The following is a 14,507-nucleotide window of genomic DNA, read 5'->3' as shown; positions in this document are numbered from 1 at the left end:
CAGGCATGACGACCGCAGACGCAGCCCCCGAGGCGGGGCGCGACTTCATCCGCGACATCGTTCAGTCCGACCTCGACACCGGCAAGCACCGCAGCATCGTCACGCGGTTCCCGCCGGAGCCGAACGGCTATCTGCATATCGGCCATGCCAAGTCGATCGCGCTGAATTTCGGGGTCGCCAAGGAATTCGGCGGCCGCTGCAATCTGCGGTTCGACGACACCAATCCGACCAAGGAAGAGCAGGAGTATATCGACTCGATCCAGGCCGACGTGCACTGGCTCGGCTACGATTGGGGCGGCAACCTGTTTTACGCCTCGGACTATTTCGAGCAGCTCTACGCCTGGGCCGAACTCATGATCCGCAACGGCGATGCCTATGTGGACGACCAGTCGCAGGACGAGATTCGCTCGACGCGCGGCACGCTGACCGAGCCCGGCAAGAACAGCCCGTTCCGCGATCGCACGGTCGAGGAGAACCTCGACCTGTTCCGCCGCATGAGGGCCGGCGAATTCCCGAACGGCGCGCGCGTGCTGCGCGCCAGGATCGACATGGCGGCCGGCAACATCAATCTGCGCGACCCGGTGCTGTATCGCATCCTGCACGCCCACCATCCGCGCACCGGCGACAAATGGTCGATCTATCCGAGCTACGACTACGCGCACGGCCAGTCCGACGCGATCGAAGGCGTGACGCATTCGATCTGCACGCTCGAATTCGAAGACCATCGGCCGCTGTACGAATGGCTCTTATCCAAGCTGCCGGTGCCGTCGCAGCCGAAGCAGTATGAATTCGCCCGGCTCAACATCACCTACACGCTGCTGTCCAAGCGCGTGCTGACCGAACTGGTGCGCGGCGGCCACGTCTCCGGCTGGGACGATCCGCGGATGCCGACGATCGCCGGGCTGAAGCGCCGCGGTGTGCCGCCGGCGGCGATCCGCGATTTCGTCCGCCGCATCGGCGTCGCCAAGGCCAACAGTGTGGTCGATCTCGGCATGCTGGAGTTCTGTATCCGCGAAGAGCTGAACCGCATCGCCCAGCGCCGTATGGCGGTGCTGCGGCCGCTGAAGGTGGTGATCGAGAACTACCCGGAAGGGCAGACCGAAGAACTCGAAGCCATCAACCATCCCGACGATCCGAGCGCCGGCACGCGCAAGATCTCATTCGGCCGCGAGATCTACATCGAGCAGGACGACTTCATGGAGAACCCGCCGAAGAAGTTCTTCCGGCTGTCTCCCGGCAACGAAGTGCGGCTGCGCTACGCGTACTTCATCAAGTGCCGCGAGGTGATCAAGAACGACAAGGGCGAGATCGTCGAACTACGCTGCACCTACGATCCCGAGACGCGCGGCGGCAATGCGCCGGACGGCCGCAAGGTCAAGGCGACGATGCACTGGCTGCCGGCGGCGCAGTCGGTCAAGGCCGAGATCCGGATCTACAATCAGCTGTTCACGAATCCGGCGCCGGAGGCGTCGAACTTCGCCGCCGATCTCAATCCGCAATCGCTCGAAGTGCTGAGCGACGCCCGGATCGAGCCGGAAGTGGCGACGAGTTTGTCGACCGATCCGCTACAGTTCGAGCGGCAGGGTTACTTCGTCCGCGATCGCGATTCGACGCCGGGTAAGCCGGTATTCAACCGCACTATCGGGTTGCGTGATACCTTCGCCAAGGAAGTCGCGAAAGGCTGATACGCGCGGAGGTTGTTGCTCGCGCTGATCTGCTCCAATCTGCGCTCCCGCCAGACGGGAGCGCGGCGTGGGGCAGGGCGATCGGGTCCAGAACGGGGCCAAGATCAAAGCACGGATCAAGGCTGCGACTTGGACGACGCGCGAAGCGCGGCCGGGCGCCTTGGCGTGGCCGGGCGGCCATCTGTGGTTCGGCTGGCTCACGACGCTACAGGGCTGGGCGCGCGCCGAGGCGGGGCCGGGCCGTCTGTTACCAGTGGTGCCGATTGCCTTTGGCGCTGGGATCGCTTTGTACTTCGCCGCCGCGCATGAGCCGATCGCGTGGGTGACGGCGCTGACGGCGGCGATCCTGAGCGTTGCGGCTCTGTTACTACGCCGGCACGCGCTGTTTGCGCCGGCCGTGCTGATCGCCGCGCTGGCTTGCGGCTTTGCGACGGCGACGCTGAAGGCGCAGCGCGTCGCCCATCCGGTGCTGGCCAAGCCGGTGTTCGGAGCCAAACTCGAAGGCTTCGTCGAGACCCGCGAGGAGCGCGAGCGCACCGATCGCTTCGTACTCCGCGTCAGCGCGATGGACGCCCGCGGCGCTCCTCGACTCGAGCGGGTGCGGCTGTCGGTGAAGAAGGGCACGGCGCCGGCGGTCGGCAGCTTTGTCGAGCTCAAAGCGCGGCTACAGCCGCCGCTCGAACCGCTGCTGCCGGGCAGCTATGATTTCGGCCGCGATCTGTATTTCCAGGGCATCGCTGCTTCAGGCTTCGTCACGGGTATAATCACGCCGCGCGCGGCGCCGGCGAGCGGCGGCTGGATGCTGAGCTACGCGGCGCTGATGCAGTCGCTGCGCGATGCCATCGACACCCGCATCCGCGGCTCGCTCGACGGCGACGGCCGCGCTATTGCCACGGCTCACCGGGCGGCGCGATGCCATCACCGCGCCCGTCAACGATGCGATGTTCATCTCCGGGCTAGGTCATGTGCTGTCGATCTCCGGCTATCACATGGCGGTCGTGGCTGGCGTCGTGTTCTTTGTGGTGCGCGCGCTGCTGGCGCTGATCCCGTCGCTGACCGTGACGTTTCCGATCAAGAAAGTCGCGGCGGTTGCCGCATTGATTGCAGCGGCCTTTTACCTGCTGTTGTCTGGCGCCGAGGTGGCGACGCAGCGCTCGTTCTTGATGACCGCGGTAGTGCTGATCGCCGTCATGGTCGACCGCCGCGCCATCACGTTCCGCACGCTGGCGATCGCAGCCTTGATCGTGCTGGTGATCGCGCCGGAAGCGTTGGTGCATCCGAGCTTCCAGATGTCGTTCGCCGCCACGCTCGGTCTGGTCGCGCTGGTGCAGATCGGCATGCCGGCGCTGTTCGCCAAGGCCGATAGTTCGGCGGCGGCACGTGCGGCGATGTGGGGCGGCCGCGAGATCGCGATCCTGGCGCTGGCGTCGCTGATCGCCGGGCTCGCGACGCTGCCTTATGCGGCGTATCACTTCCACCGCATCACGCCCTACGGCGTGGTCGCCAACCTGCTGGCGATGCCGGTGGTATCGGCGATCGTTATGCCGGCGGGACTGCTTGGCCTCGTCGCCATGCCGTTCGGCTTCGATGGCGTGTTCTGGCGCATCATGGAGCTCGGCATCGACTGGATGATCGCGGTGGCGCAATGGACCGCCGCGCTGCCGGGCGCGGTCGGCCGCGTTGCGGCCTTTGGCGCTGGGCCGCTCATCCTGGCGACGCTGGGCATCCTGTTGCTCGGCCTGCTGCGCACGCCGCTGCGCTTTGCCGGTGTGATCGCACTGGTCGCGGCGGCGGGCTGGGCGGCGTTGACGCCGCGTCCGGACGTGCTGATTGCGTCCGACGCGCGCCAGCTCGCAGTGCGCGGCGCAGATGGGCGACTGCGCGTGTTCGGTCGTGGCACCGACCGCTTTCTGGTCAAAGAGTGGCTAGCAGCGGACGCCGACGCGCGCGCCATCGAGGATCCCACACTGCGCGCCGGCGTGTCCTGCGATGCCGATGGCTGCGTCGCAGCTCTGATCGACGGGACGTTGGTGACGCTGTCGCTGCGACCGGACGGGATGGCGGACGACTGCGTCAGGGCGGCACTCGTCGTCACGCTGGCGCAGCCGCCGCCAGGCTGCGCCGCGCTGCTGGTCACTGCCGCGGATTTACGCCGAGGCGGTGCGGTAGCCTTGAAGCGAAGCGAACGCGGGAAAGGGAGCTTCGTCGCCACGCTGGTGCGACCACCGGGCGTCGATCGGCCATGGGCGCCTGCGGCCGCGCAGGCCGAGAACGGCGAGTCGGCAGCGACGACCGCGCTCGACGACGCCCGCGCTGGCGGGGCGCCCCAATCCGGACGAGGGCGCGAGCCGGTCGACGCCACACCGCCGCCAAAGGATCAGCAAGACGAGGATTAGCCGGCACCACGATCGAACCGACGCGTCGTCCAAGTTTCGATGTCTCGACCGTCGCGCGCGCTTGGCTGCGTCGCGGCGGCAGCTTTGCTTAGTACTTTCGGTATAGCCCGATCAGCTTGCCCTGAATCCGCACGCGGTTGGGCGGCAGGATGCGGACTTCATAAGCGGCATTGGCGGGTTCGAGCGCGATCGACGCGCCACGGCGGCGGAAGCGCTTAAGCGTGGCTTCTTCCTCGTCGATCAGCGCCACCACGATGTCGCCAGTGTCGGCCGACTCGTTGCGCTGGATCAGCGCCATATCGCCGTCGAGAATTCCGGCCTCGACCATCGAATCGCCGCGGACCTCGAGCGCGTAGTGCTCGCCGCTGCCGAGCATGTCGGCCGGCACGCTGATGGTGTGGCTGCGGGTCTGCAGCGCTTCGATCGGAGTACCAGCAGCGATCCGGCCCATCACCGGCACGGCGACGTTGCGGGAATCGTCCTCGCCGGTGCTGGCGGGCTGCGGCGGCCGGACCTTGCCGAGATTGCCTTCGATCACGCTCGGAGTGAATCCGCGGCGCGCGCTCTGGGGGGCGCCGCCGAGCTCGGGCAGCTTGATGACTTCGATGGCGCGGGCGCGATTGGGCAGGCGGCGGATAAAGCCGCGTTCTTCCAGCGCGGTGATCAGACGGTGGATGCCTGACTTGGACCGCAAATCGAGTGCGTCCTTCATCTCGTCGAACGACGGCGGGACGCCGGCTTCCTTCAGGCGCTCATTGATGAAGCGAAGCAGTTCCAGTTGTTTGCGCGTCAGCATCGACCATTCCCCGATCTTGCGACGATCATCATGTGATTTCTCGTCTCGGCGTGCCCGGTCCGTCTGGGTCCCGGGTTACGGTTGTGATGGACACCTCAGCCCCGAGGTGCGACCGGCACAACCTAAAAACAAATCATGAACGGACCCTATATGTTCCATATGTGTTCCGCAACATCTTAATTTTCAGATCAATTGAGCGCGGCCGCTACCGCGGCAATTTCAGGATCAGACAGGGCGCACCTGCCTCCGCCGCCGGTGCCAGCGGTGGCCGGATCAGCAGTGCCTGCGCCGCAGAAAGCCGCGCCAGCAGCGAGGAATCCTGCTTGTCGACCGTGGTCGCGATCAGGCTGCCGGTGTCGTCGAGCGACAGCGTGGCACGCAGATAGTCTTCGCGGTGATCATTGGCCGAAACGGCGCGGCCAAGCCGTGCCGGCCTGCGCTGGTGATGCACTTCGCGCATCCCGGACAGCGCACGAATCAGCGGCACCATGAACAGGAAGGCGCAGACATAGGACGAGACGGGATTGCCGGGCAGGCCGATCACCCGCATCGGGCCGAGCTTTCCATGCATCATCGGCTTGCCGGGTCGCATCGCGATCTTCCAGAACGCGATCGACGTACCCTCGGCTTCCAGCGAGCCCTTGACGAGGTCGTGGTCGCCGGCCGAGGCGCCGCCGGTGGTGATCAGCAGATCGACGCCGGCGTCGACCGCGCGGCGGATCGCGGCTCGCGTCGCTTCGATTGTATCGGCGGCGATGCCGAGGTCGATCACCTCGGCACCTTCGGCCTCGGCCAGCGCGCGCAGCGCGTAGCCGTTGGAATAGACGATCTGGCCAGGCAGCGGGTCCGTGCCCGGCATTACCAGCTCGTCGCCGGTCGCCAGCATGGCGACGCGCGGCCGGCGATGCACCGGCAGGGACGGGTGGTTCATGCCGGCGGCCAGCGCCAGATCGCGATCCGACAGCCGCGTGCCGGCCTGCAGCAGAACCTCGCCGGTGCGGAAGTCGACGCCGGCGGGGCGGATATGGCGGCCCGGCTGGGCGGGCTCGCGGATGGTCACGATGTCGCCGTCGCGCGAGGTGTTTTCCTGGATCACCACCGCATCGGCGCCGTCCGGGATGACGCCGCCGGTGAAGATCCGCAGCGCCTGGCCTTCGCCCAGCGCCAGCTCGGCCGGCCGGCCGGCGGCGATCTCGCCGATGACCCGCAGCTGGGCCGGCACGGCCGCGGCGTCGGCGGCGCGCACGGCGTAGCCGTCCATTGCCGACATCGGCTGCGGCGGCTGGGTGCGCAGCGCCGTGAGGTCCTGTGCCAGCACGCGGCGGTGGGCGGCCGGCAGCGCGACCATCTCGGTCGCGCTGGCCTTCGCGCCATCCAGCACTGCAGCGAGCGCATCGGCAACCGGCATCAGGGCCATGGACTTTCTCCCGCGCGGCCACCTGGCCGCTGTTCGTCGAACGGGCTTTAGGTGCCGCGTTGCGATCGCGCAAGGCGGCAGCTCTTCAAATGTGCTGAGCGGGCTCAGGCTCGGTACTTCGCCGAAATCCTCATTGTGGAACGGCGGCGCAGGCGAGTAGGACCAAGCCTCGGCACAGGCATCGCGGCACGGGAGCGGATGATGGACGATTTCGCCAAATGGCTGTTTCGGATCGTGGCCGTGATCGGCGCGGTGGCGTTCGTCACCACCTACGCAATGCGGCATGATTTCAGCCGCGGCTGGATGCCGAGCTTCAGCGAAGACTACGCGCCGCCGCCGGCCGTAGGCGCAGCCCCAGCTCCGAGCTCTGAGGTGACCAAGAGCGAACCAGCTGCCGAACCGGCGAAGGAAGCCGCGAAGCCTGCAATGGCCGCGGTGCCGGCCGCAGCGCCTCAGGCCGCTCGCAACTACGTGCCGTGCCAGCCAATCGGCCGCACCGCCAAGGGCGAACTGGTCTACTCGATGGATTGCCGAACGCCGCCGCAGTAAGCGCGCTGGCGCTCACTCCGGGGAAGTCCCTTTGTCCTGATCCTCCGGCCGCACCATCACCGGCAGATACACGCTGGAAAATTCCGGAGGCAGCCGCCGCGGTCGGCCGCTGCTCAGCTCGATGCAGACCAGCTGCCAGCGGCCGCGCATCACGATGGCGCGGTCGCGCAGGCGGATGAGCTGGAAGCGCCGCTCCATCACCAGTTTGCCGTCGCTGCCCCAGATCCAGGTGCCGAGTAACAACTCGTCACCCAGGTGGCTCGGCAGCAAGTAATCATATTCGCCGCGGCGGATCGCCATCGCGCGGTCGATGCGCTGCCAGTCGGCGAGCGACAGCCCCAGCGCTTCCGAATGCGCCCAGCCGACGCTGTCGCACCAGCGCACATACACCGAGTTGTTGGTGTGGTTGAGGCCGTCGATGTCCGACGGCCCGGGCGTCATCGGCAGCGTGAACGGGGCGGGGTGATCCCAGGGCAGTTCGGCGTCGGTCATCATCGTCGCAGTTGCTGGCGGCTCAAAGTCCGAGCTGATCGAGCGCACGGGCGACATCGTCGCTGGAATGCACCTGAACGGCATGCAGGCCGCGCTCGCGCGCCGCCTCGACGTTTTCGGCCAGATCGTCGAAGAACACAATGCGATCGGGCGCGATGCCGATCGCGTTCACGACATGGTCGTAGGTCTCGCCATGGGGCTTGCGCATGCCGATGCGCGACGACAGGAACAGCTCGCGGAAGTGATGCAGCAGTTCGGCATAAGCTTGCGAGAAATGCGCCACGTGGGCGTCGTTGGTATTGGACAGCGCATACAGCGGCAGCTTGGCGGCGGCGCGTGCGAGCAACGGTTCGATGCCCGGCATCGGGCCGATGAAGATGTCGTTCCAGCCCCGGAGCAGCTCGTCGTCGGTCAGCTTCAGTCCAAGCGCGGTCCTGACCGCGGCGAAGAACTCGGCGTCGTCGACGTGGCCGGTTTCGTAGCGATGGAAGACGTCGTTCTGCGCCAACGAGGCCATCGTCGCCTTCGGATCGCCGCCGAGCTCGACGGCCCAGGCCTTCAGCGTACGCCGCAGATCGAAGTCGATGACCACGCGGCCGATATCGAACAACAGCGCATCCGCGGCGCCGGGGGAAAGAACGGTTGTCATGCCGGATCCTCTAGCAAGTCGGCGGGGCAGACGCGAGCCGTGGCGTCCAGCACATTTTGGTTAAGCAATGTTATTGGATCAAGAAACCGTTTGGTAATGCGGCCGCGGTAAATAAGGCCGTTGCTGCGGGGCGCGCTGGGAGCCGCCCGCCGATCGCGGCGCCGGAAGTCCTCGAAGCGGCGATCTGCCATGCGCGGCGAATCTGACGATCATCTTCTGTCTCGATTGGACTGCCGATGAAGGGCGGGACAGCAGGCGGCCGTCTGTCTCACAACGGCAAGAAGAAGCCAGAGGAGGAGCACGCGATCCAGGGCTGGTTCGTGACCTTCGCCGACATGATGGGGCTGCTGGTCTCGTTCTTCGTCATGCTGGTGTCGTTCTCGACGCAGGATCTGCACAAGATGCAGATCGTCGCCGGATCGATGCGCGACGCCTTCGGCGTGCAGCAGGAGTCACGCTACGCCGGCGTGGTCGAAACCGACGGCGTGCCGGTTCAGGGCAAGATCAAGAGCAAGCGCAACGTCGCGCCGGATCAGTCCAGCGACAAGCCGCATCTGGAAGAGCAGGGCGGCGCCGGCAGCTCGGCCTCGCAAGCCAAGGCCGATCGCGAATTCGCTCTGGCGTCGGCGTCGCTGCGCCAGGCGCTGCAGGACATGCCGGAGCTCACCGAGCTTTCCAAGAACGTGATCTTCGAAGAAACGCCGGTCGGGCTCAATCTGGAGATCACCGATCAGGACGGGCGGCCGATGTTCGCCGATGGCTCCGCCGAGCCGTATGACCGCGCCAAGAAAGTCATCGCGCAACTCGCCGGGCCGCTGCGCGCGACGTCGCTACGCGTCACGATCGTCGGCCATACGGCGACCAGCGTGGTGCCGGCGAATGGCGCCGACGCTTTCGACCTGTCGACCAGCCGCGCGCTCGCGGTGCGGCGAATTCTCAAGCACGAAGGTCTCGACGCCAGCCACATCCTGTCGGTCGCAGGAAAAGGCGACAGCGAGCCGCTGTTTCCCGACGCTCCGATGCTGGCTGCGAACCGCCGCGTGACGATCACGCTCGTCCGCGAAAACCCACCGCTGCCGCCGGATTTGCAGCGCTAAATCGTGACGTCATTCTTCCACGAACTACCAACGCGCAGTGCCGTCACCCCGAGGTGCGAGCGGAGCGAGCCTCGAAGGGCGACTACTCCGGGTGTGCGGCCCATCCTTCGAGGCCGCCGCTTCGCGGCGGCGCCTCAGGATGACGTTTATACTTGCGGCTAGCCGGGAGGCGCTCCGATGTTCAAAAACACAGCCCGATGCGGCGGCCGTGTTTCCAGACCAGGCGGCAGCGCTTCTTGACGCCGGAATGCAGGATTTCGAAGCGCGGCGGCAGCTTGGTCTCGGCGTTGAGTTCGACGCAGGCGCCGCCGGCCGAATAGTCGATCACCCGCACCGGAACGACCGGCGCACGTGGGCCGACGATCAGGCTGGCCTGCTGCGAGACCAGGCCGCTCGGGCGAACGCGGGCAAATCGGCGCGGTTGGTTCATCGTCCATGGTCTCGGGCGGCTTCGGGATGAAGTCGCGACAGCCTACATCACAGCAAACTTGTTAAATTCGCGTGTGCGGAAGCCGCAGCGGGGCTTCTTGATCGCCGCGGCGGTGGCGCGTAGGTGGCGGCAGCGCCGCCTTCGGCCTCAATTCGTTAACGATGCGCCGCAGCGTCGCTCCACGTATTTGGTGGCCTCTATCACGATCCGTTTGGGCTGGCCGCCTGCGGCCCGGCATTTCGGAGCGTCACTGGTGGGGGCGAAAACCGGTGCCGTGAAAAATTCCCGACCAGGGTCTTGAAAGCCGGATCGCGTTTTCTAATTTTCGGTCCGTCCCGTTTCGAAAGGAGGATTCAGGGAGGACGATATGGATCTGAGACCGAACGTTCGACCAACGATCAGGGCGACGTCGCACGTCGCCGCACTAGCCGACTTCATCGCGCCCGCTGAGGTCTATGACCATCCCGAACAAGTGCTACGCGACAACGCGCTCGGCACTTCGGAGAAGAGGGCCATTCTGTCCTCGTGGGCGTCCGACGCCAATGCGGTCGAGCACCGGCCCTGGCTGCGACGCCTGCCGGGTTCCGGCCGCACCATTCCGCTGACCGCCATCTTGAGCGCGCTGCGCCGGCTCGACGATAACGAGCCGCCGCCCGACGGCGCCGCCGCCGTTCCGCCGGCCATGCAGGAACGTGAGCGCAATCAGGACGTTCGAGCGGTGTGGGAGGACGCGATATGGTCTGGCGCAGCAATCAATCCGAGTTCGACCCGTCACGTTGCCCGGAATGCGGTGCGACGATGCGGCTGGCGCGGATCGAGCCGCGGCCGATCCGGCGCTTTGCCGAATTCGAACGCCACATCTATCGCTGCGAGGACTGTGACAACGTCAGTCGCTTCGTAGTCGACCGTCAGGCGGCGGACGGCGCCATCGAAGACGCGGCTGCGTAACTACGTGTATGCGTATCTGATGATGCGGCGACGGCTCATCCCGGACGCCGCATCACCTTGCGCCACAGCGGCTTCGCCAATTCGAGCACGACGAGCACGACGACGGCGGCTGCCGCCGTCAGCGCCAGATCGTCGCTGTGCAGCGGACCGAAGCGGAACAGCTCGCGCAGCCATGGCCACCACAGCGTCGCCGCCAGCAGCGTTGTGACGAACGCGACCATCACGCCCAGCAGTGGGTTGGGGCGGCGCAGCGCCGTCAGCAGCGAGGCACTGAAAGATCGGTTGATCAGGATCAGGCCTACGAAGCTCAGCACCAGCGCGAAGAAGGTGAGGGCGCGCAGTTCGTCCGCCGGCATGGCGCGGTATTGGCCGATCATGAAAACGGCGGCGACCAGTGCGAACACCAGCAGCCCCTGCAGCATTCCCCAGACGATCAGCGCCCGGCTGAACAACGGCTGCTCCGGATCGCGCGGCGGACGGCGCATCGCATCCTCTTCGGCCGTCTCGGCTTCGAAAACGATCGAGCACACCGGATCGATGATCATTTCCAGAAACGCGATGTGGATCGGGCCGAGCAGGATCGGAAGGCCGAACAAAAGCGGCAGCAACGCGAGGCCGGCGATGGGCACGTGAACGGCGAAGATGAAGCCCATCGCCTTGACGAGATTGTCGTAGATGCGCCGCCCCAGCCGGATCGCCTTGACGATCGAGGCGAAGTCGTCGTCGAGCAGCACGATGGCCGAGGCCTCGCGGGCGACGTCGGTGCCGCGGCCGCCCATGGCGATGCCGATATGTGCCGCTTTCAGTGACGGCGCGTCGTTGACGCCGTCGCCGGTCATCGCCACCACCTCGCCATCGGCCTTCAGCGCCTCGACGATGCGCAGCTTCTGCTCCGGCATGATCCGCGCGAACACGGTGGCGCCGCGCAGCCGCTGCGCCAGCTCCGCATCGTCGAGCGCGGCAATCTCTTCGCCGGTGATACACGTCTCCGCATCGATGCCGGCCTGCCGGGCGATGGCGCGCGCCGTGGCCGGATAGTCGCCGGTGATCATGACCACGCGGATGCCGGCTGCGCGGCAATCGGCAACGGCAGCCGGCACCGCTGCGCGGAGCGGATCGGCTAGGCCGATCAGGCCGACGAAATCGAAGCTGAAGCCGAGTTGGCTTTCCGGCCAGTCGTCGTTGGGGTGCGCCGCGCGCGCGACGCCGAGCACGCGCAGTCCCTCCGCCGCCATCGTATCGACGGTGCGCGCCAGCGCCTGTCGCTCCGCCTCGCCAAGCCCGCAGATCCGCGCGATGGCCTCGGGGGCGCCCTTGGCGGCGACGACGTAGTCGCCGAGATCGTCATCGCTATCCCAAACCTGGGTGATCGCCAGCAGATCGCGGCGCAGCCCATAGGAATGCACCAGGCTGCGACTGCCGACGCCGTCCGGCAGGTGATCGCCGGCGAGCCGGTGCAGCGCGCGGTCCATCGGATCGAACGGGTCGGGTGCGGCGGCGAGCAAGCCGGTCTCGAGCAACGCGGCAAACGCCTGCGGCAGCGCCGCACCGTCACGCGGCTGGAACACCTCGCCGCTCGGCAACCGCAGCTCAGCGATCGACATCCGGTTCTCGGTCAGCGTCCCTGTCTTGTCGGTACACAGCACGGTGGCGGCGCCAAGCGCCTCGATGGCAGCGGCGCGGCGCGTCAGCACCCGCGCCTGCGAAATCCGCCACGCGCCCATCGCCATGAACACGGTGAGCACCACCGGGAATTCCTCCGGCAGCATCGACATGCCGACGGTGATGCCCGCCAGCACGGCGTCGAGCCAGCTCGCCCGCAGCGTGCCGTACAGCACGACGACCAGCAGCGTGAAAGCGCCGGCAATCACGCCGAAGGTACGCACCAGCGCGCGGGTCTGCGTCTGCAATCGCGGCGCCTCGGTCTGCATCGTGCCGAGCGCCTGGCCGATCTTGCCGATCTCGCTTCGTGGTCCGGTGGCGGTGACTTCGGCGAGGCCGCTGCCGCGGACGATCAGCGAGCCCGAATACACCATCGGCTGATCGTCGCCGCCGGGGCGCCGCGCAGCTGCTGCGGCTTCGTCGCGCGGCAGCTTCCGCACCGGCACCGACTCGCCGGTGAGCAGCGACTCGTCGGCCTGGATGTCGTCGGCCTGCAGCAGCAGCGCATCGGCGGCGACACGGTCGCCTTCGGCCAAAACCAGCAGATCGCCGCGCACCACCTCGCGCCCGGCAATGCGCCGGCGTTCGCCGCCGCGGATCACCAGCGCCCGCGGGCTGGTGAGATCGCGCAGCGCTTCCAGCACGTGCTCGGTCCGTGCTTCCTGCACCACGGTGATCACCACCGACAGCGAAGCGAAGATCAAGAGGATGACAGCTTCCTTGAAATCGCCGAGCAACAGATACACCGCGCCGCCGCCGAGCAGCAGCGCCAGCATCGGCTCGCGCAGCACTTCGAGTACGATGCGCAGCAGCGTGCGGCGATCGGGATTCGGCAGCTCGTTGTAGCCGTCCTCGGCGAGGCGCTGCTGCACCGTCGCTTCATCGAGCCCGGTCGGCGGAGCGTGATCGTTCGTCATCGTCGGCTCCGCTCGTTGTGCAAAGATCGCAGGTTATCAAGGTTTGAAGACGCCGATGCGATATTTCGGCAGCAGCGCATCGGCGTCGCGCGAGTGCGATCGCCCTTTGGTCTTGGTGTCGTAGGCGCTGCTTGCTTCCTTGCCGCACCATGGCTCGATGATCGACGGCCGCGAGGGATGGTCGGGCAGATAGGCGGTGATGTCGAACACCGCACCGTGGATCGCCATCCAGCAGTCTTCGGGGCTTGCGTGCCGCGCCAGTTCAGCGGCATCGATTTCGCGGTCGGCCGCCGCCGCAGGACCGGAGGTGCCGGGAGTGATCACGTTGCCAATCCACAGTCCGAGCACGGCGATCCAGAACAGAACGGTGGAGCTGAAGAACACTTTGCGCATCATCGGAACTCGAAGTTTTCGTAGTGAATGCGCCGCGGCGCCACGCCGCGGGCCTGCAGCCCGGGTTCGATCTGCGCGACGAGCTGCGCCGGCCCACAGAGAAGACATTCGGTGCCGGCCAACTGATACTGCGGTGGTAGCAACGGATCGATGTCGGGCAGGGCGTCGCCGGTGGCGACTTCATGAAGTGTGAGATTGGGGTCAGTCGCGGCCAGAGTGCGCAACTCGGGCAGAAACGCGGCATCTTGCTCGCGGCGATACAGATACAGCAGGTGCACCGGGTGACGCAGTGGAGCAGTGGAAAGGCGCGCCATGAATGGCGTGATGCCGATGCCGCCGGCGACCCAGAGCTGCGGGGCGTCGCCATCGACATCGCTAAAGCCGCCAAAACCGCCTATCACACGCGCCTCGACGCCCGACACCAGCGACAGCATACGGGTCGTGCAATCGCCAACCGCTTTGACGGCGATGTGGAGCTTTCCGTCTCGGCCGACGGAGGTGACCGTGAATGGATGAAACTCGCCGCATCCTCGATACAGCGGGCCGTCACTGAAAGCGATGAGTACGAATTGGCCGGCGCTGATATCAGGCGGCTCACCGAGGGGCTGAAGTACGACATCGATGGTCCGCACCGCGAGCTCGCGGCGCTCGATGACCAGATAGGGCCGCGCGGCCAGTCCGAGGTCGCCTCGCAGCAGGCGCCAGCCAAGCAGGCCCGCCGCGACAGCGAGGATCGGCAGCACCGGCTCGTCGATGCCGAGCAGGACGAGGTGCACCAATCCCACCACGACGCCGAAGCCGAGCGCCGCGTGCAGCCAGCGCCACAGGCCGTATCCGATGCGGCGATCGAAGGTGATGGCAAGCCCCGCCATCAGGAGACCAAGGCCGATCCAGCCCGACCAGACCGGCCAGCCTTCGGTTGTCGGCGACAACGTCTGCCAGGCGAGACGCGGTGACGCTTTGAGGTTGGCGGCGGCGAGCGCGAGCGGATGGACCAGCAGCAGCACATAGGCGGCGACGCCGGTGAGGTGATGCCAGCGATACATGCGTTCGAGCCCGCCGAGCGCGGCCGCGAG

12 protein-coding genes and 1 pseudogene are annotated in these 14,507 nt (G+C 66.7%); 5 read left to right on the top strand and 8 right to left on the bottom strand.

The annotated features are described in order from the left end of the window. The first annotated feature begins 5 nt into the window (after positions 1–5). Together I5M_RS12160 and I5M_RS29630 are read left to right on the top strand one after the other, a co-directional pair. Positions 6–1,685, top strand: a complete 1,680-nt coding sequence (locus I5M_RS12160) for a glutamine--tRNA ligase/YqeY domain fusion protein (protein WP_022721657.1) — start codon at positions 6–8, stop codon at positions 1,683–1,685. A gap of 67 nt (positions 1,686–1,752) precedes the next feature. After that, positions 1,753–4,081 (top strand): annotated as a pseudogene (locus tag I5M_RS29630) (ComEC/Rec2 family competence protein). 88 nt (positions 4,082–4,169) lie between these two features. Here the strand turns inward: I5M_RS29630 and lexA are convergent. Together lexA and glp are read right to left on the bottom strand one after the other, a co-directional pair. Continuing rightward, complete coding sequence (gene lexA, locus I5M_RS12150; RefSeq protein ID WP_022721656.1) at positions 4,170–4,877, bottom strand: transcriptional repressor LexA; 708 nt, start codon at positions 4,875–4,877, stop codon at positions 4,170–4,172. 205 nt (positions 4,878–5,082) lie between these two features. Continuing rightward, positions 5,083–6,294, bottom strand: a complete 1,212-nt coding sequence (gene glp, locus I5M_RS12145; protein ID WP_022721655.1) for a gephyrin-like molybdotransferase Glp — start codon at positions 6,292–6,294, stop codon at positions 5,083–5,085. A gap of 201 nt (positions 6,295–6,495) precedes the next feature. Between glp and I5M_RS12140 the strand changes: the two genes are divergently transcribed. Next, positions 6,496–6,843 carry a hypothetical protein gene (locus I5M_RS12140; protein ID WP_031336161.1) on the top strand — a complete coding sequence of 116 codons (348 nt, stop codon included), beginning with the start codon at positions 6,496–6,498 and terminating at the stop codon, positions 6,841–6,843. A gap of 12 nt (positions 6,844–6,855) precedes the next feature. Here I5M_RS12140 and I5M_RS12135 read toward each other — a convergent pair whose 3' ends face one another. Then, a complete protein-coding gene (locus I5M_RS12135; RefSeq protein ID WP_022721653.1) occupies positions 6,856–7,338 on the bottom strand; it encodes a thioesterase family protein in 483 nt (160 codons plus the stop codon). A 19-nt stretch (positions 7,339–7,357) separates the two neighbouring features. Beyond that, positions 7,358–7,984 carry an HAD family phosphatase gene (locus I5M_RS12130; RefSeq protein ID WP_022721652.1) on the bottom strand — a complete coding sequence of 209 codons (627 nt, stop codon included), beginning with the start codon at positions 7,982–7,984 and terminating at the stop codon, positions 7,358–7,360. 236 nt (positions 7,985–8,220) lie between these two features. Here I5M_RS12130 and I5M_RS12125 point away from each other — a divergent pair, with 236 nt between their 5' ends. Beyond that, on the top strand, positions 8,221–9,081 hold the full coding sequence (locus I5M_RS12125) for a flagellar motor protein MotB (RefSeq protein WP_022721651.1): 861 nt from the start codon (positions 8,221–8,223) through the stop codon (positions 9,079–9,081). Between the two features lie 181 nt (positions 9,082–9,262). On the opposite strand, the gene I5M_RS12120 is transcribed toward I5M_RS12125, so the two are convergent. After that, positions 9,263–9,511, bottom strand: coding sequence for a pilus assembly protein PilZ (locus I5M_RS12120; protein WP_022721650.1), 249 nt, complete (start codon positions 9,509–9,511; stop codon positions 9,263–9,265). 735 nt (positions 9,512–10,246) lie between these two features. Here I5M_RS12120 and I5M_RS32730 point away from each other — a divergent pair. Continuing rightward, positions 10,247–10,459, top strand: coding sequence for a hypothetical protein (locus I5M_RS32730; protein WP_022721649.1), 213 nt, complete (start codon positions 10,247–10,249; stop codon positions 10,457–10,459). A gap of 35 nt (positions 10,460–10,494) precedes the next feature. On the opposite strand, the gene I5M_RS12110 is transcribed toward I5M_RS32730, so the two are convergent. The 3 genes from I5M_RS12110 to I5M_RS12100 form a co-directional block, all read right to left on the bottom strand. Further along, entirely contained in the window at positions 10,495–13,038 is a 2,544-nt protein-coding gene (locus tag I5M_RS12110) for a cation-translocating P-type ATPase (protein ID WP_022721648.1), read from the bottom strand. Between the two features lie 36 nt (positions 13,039–13,074). Then, positions 13,075–13,434: a cytochrome b5-like heme/steroid binding domain-containing protein gene (locus I5M_RS12105; protein ID WP_022721647.1), complete on the bottom strand. Its 360-nt coding sequence runs from the start codon at positions 13,432–13,434 to the stop codon at positions 13,075–13,077. Next, the coding region (locus I5M_RS12100) for a ferredoxin reductase family protein (RefSeq protein ID WP_022721646.1) at positions 13,431–14,507 on the bottom strand (1,077 nt) is incomplete at its 5' end. The genes I5M_RS12105 and I5M_RS12100, both read right to left, overlap by 4 nt.

Origin of the sequence: Rhodopseudomonas sp. B29 (genome assembly GCF_000333455.1) — a bacterium.
In the GTDB taxonomy this organism is placed as follows: domain Bacteria; phylum Pseudomonadota; class Alphaproteobacteria; order Rhizobiales; family Xanthobacteraceae; genus Rhodopseudomonas.
Note: the sequence above shows the minus strand (reverse complement) of the source record. Positions and strands in the feature narration are given on the sequence as shown.

Excerpts from the sequence above, each read along its gene's own strand:
- I5M_RS12160 (WP_022721657.1), top strand. The coding sequence starts at position 6 with ATGACGACCGCAGACGCAGCCCCCGAGGCGGGGCGCGACTTCATCCGC.
- lexA (WP_022721656.1), bottom strand. The coding sequence starts at position 4,877 with ATGCTGACGCGCAAACAACTGGAACTGCTTCGCTTCATCAATGAGCGC.
- glp (WP_022721655.1), bottom strand. The coding sequence starts at position 6,294 with ATGGCCCTGATGCCGGTTGCCGATGCGCTCGCTGCAGTGCTGGATGGC.
- I5M_RS12140 (WP_031336161.1), top strand. The coding sequence starts at position 6,496 with ATGGACGATTTCGCCAAATGGCTGTTTCGGATCGTGGCCGTGATCGGC.
- I5M_RS12135 (WP_022721653.1), bottom strand. The coding sequence starts at position 7,338 with ATGATGACCGACGCCGAACTGCCCTGGGATCACCCCGCCCCGTTCACG.
- I5M_RS12130 (WP_022721652.1), bottom strand. The coding sequence starts at position 7,984 with ATGACAACCGTTCTTTCCCCCGGCGCCGCGGATGCGCTGTTGTTCGAT.
- I5M_RS12125 (WP_022721651.1), top strand. The coding sequence starts at position 8,221 with ATGAAGGGCGGGACAGCAGGCGGCCGTCTGTCTCACAACGGCAAGAAG.
- I5M_RS12120 (WP_022721650.1), bottom strand. The coding sequence starts at position 9,511 with ATGAACCAACCGCGCCGATTTGCCCGCGTTCGCCCGAGCGGCCTGGTC.
- I5M_RS32730 (WP_022721649.1), top strand. The coding sequence starts at position 10,247 with ATGGTCTGGCGCAGCAATCAATCCGAGTTCGACCCGTCACGTTGCCCG.
- I5M_RS12110 (WP_022721648.1), bottom strand. The coding sequence starts at position 13,038 with ATGACGAACGATCACGCTCCGCCGACCGGGCTCGATGAAGCGACGGTG.
- I5M_RS12105 (WP_022721647.1), bottom strand. The coding sequence starts at position 13,434 with ATGATGCGCAAAGTGTTCTTCAGCTCCACCGTTCTGTTCTGGATCGCC.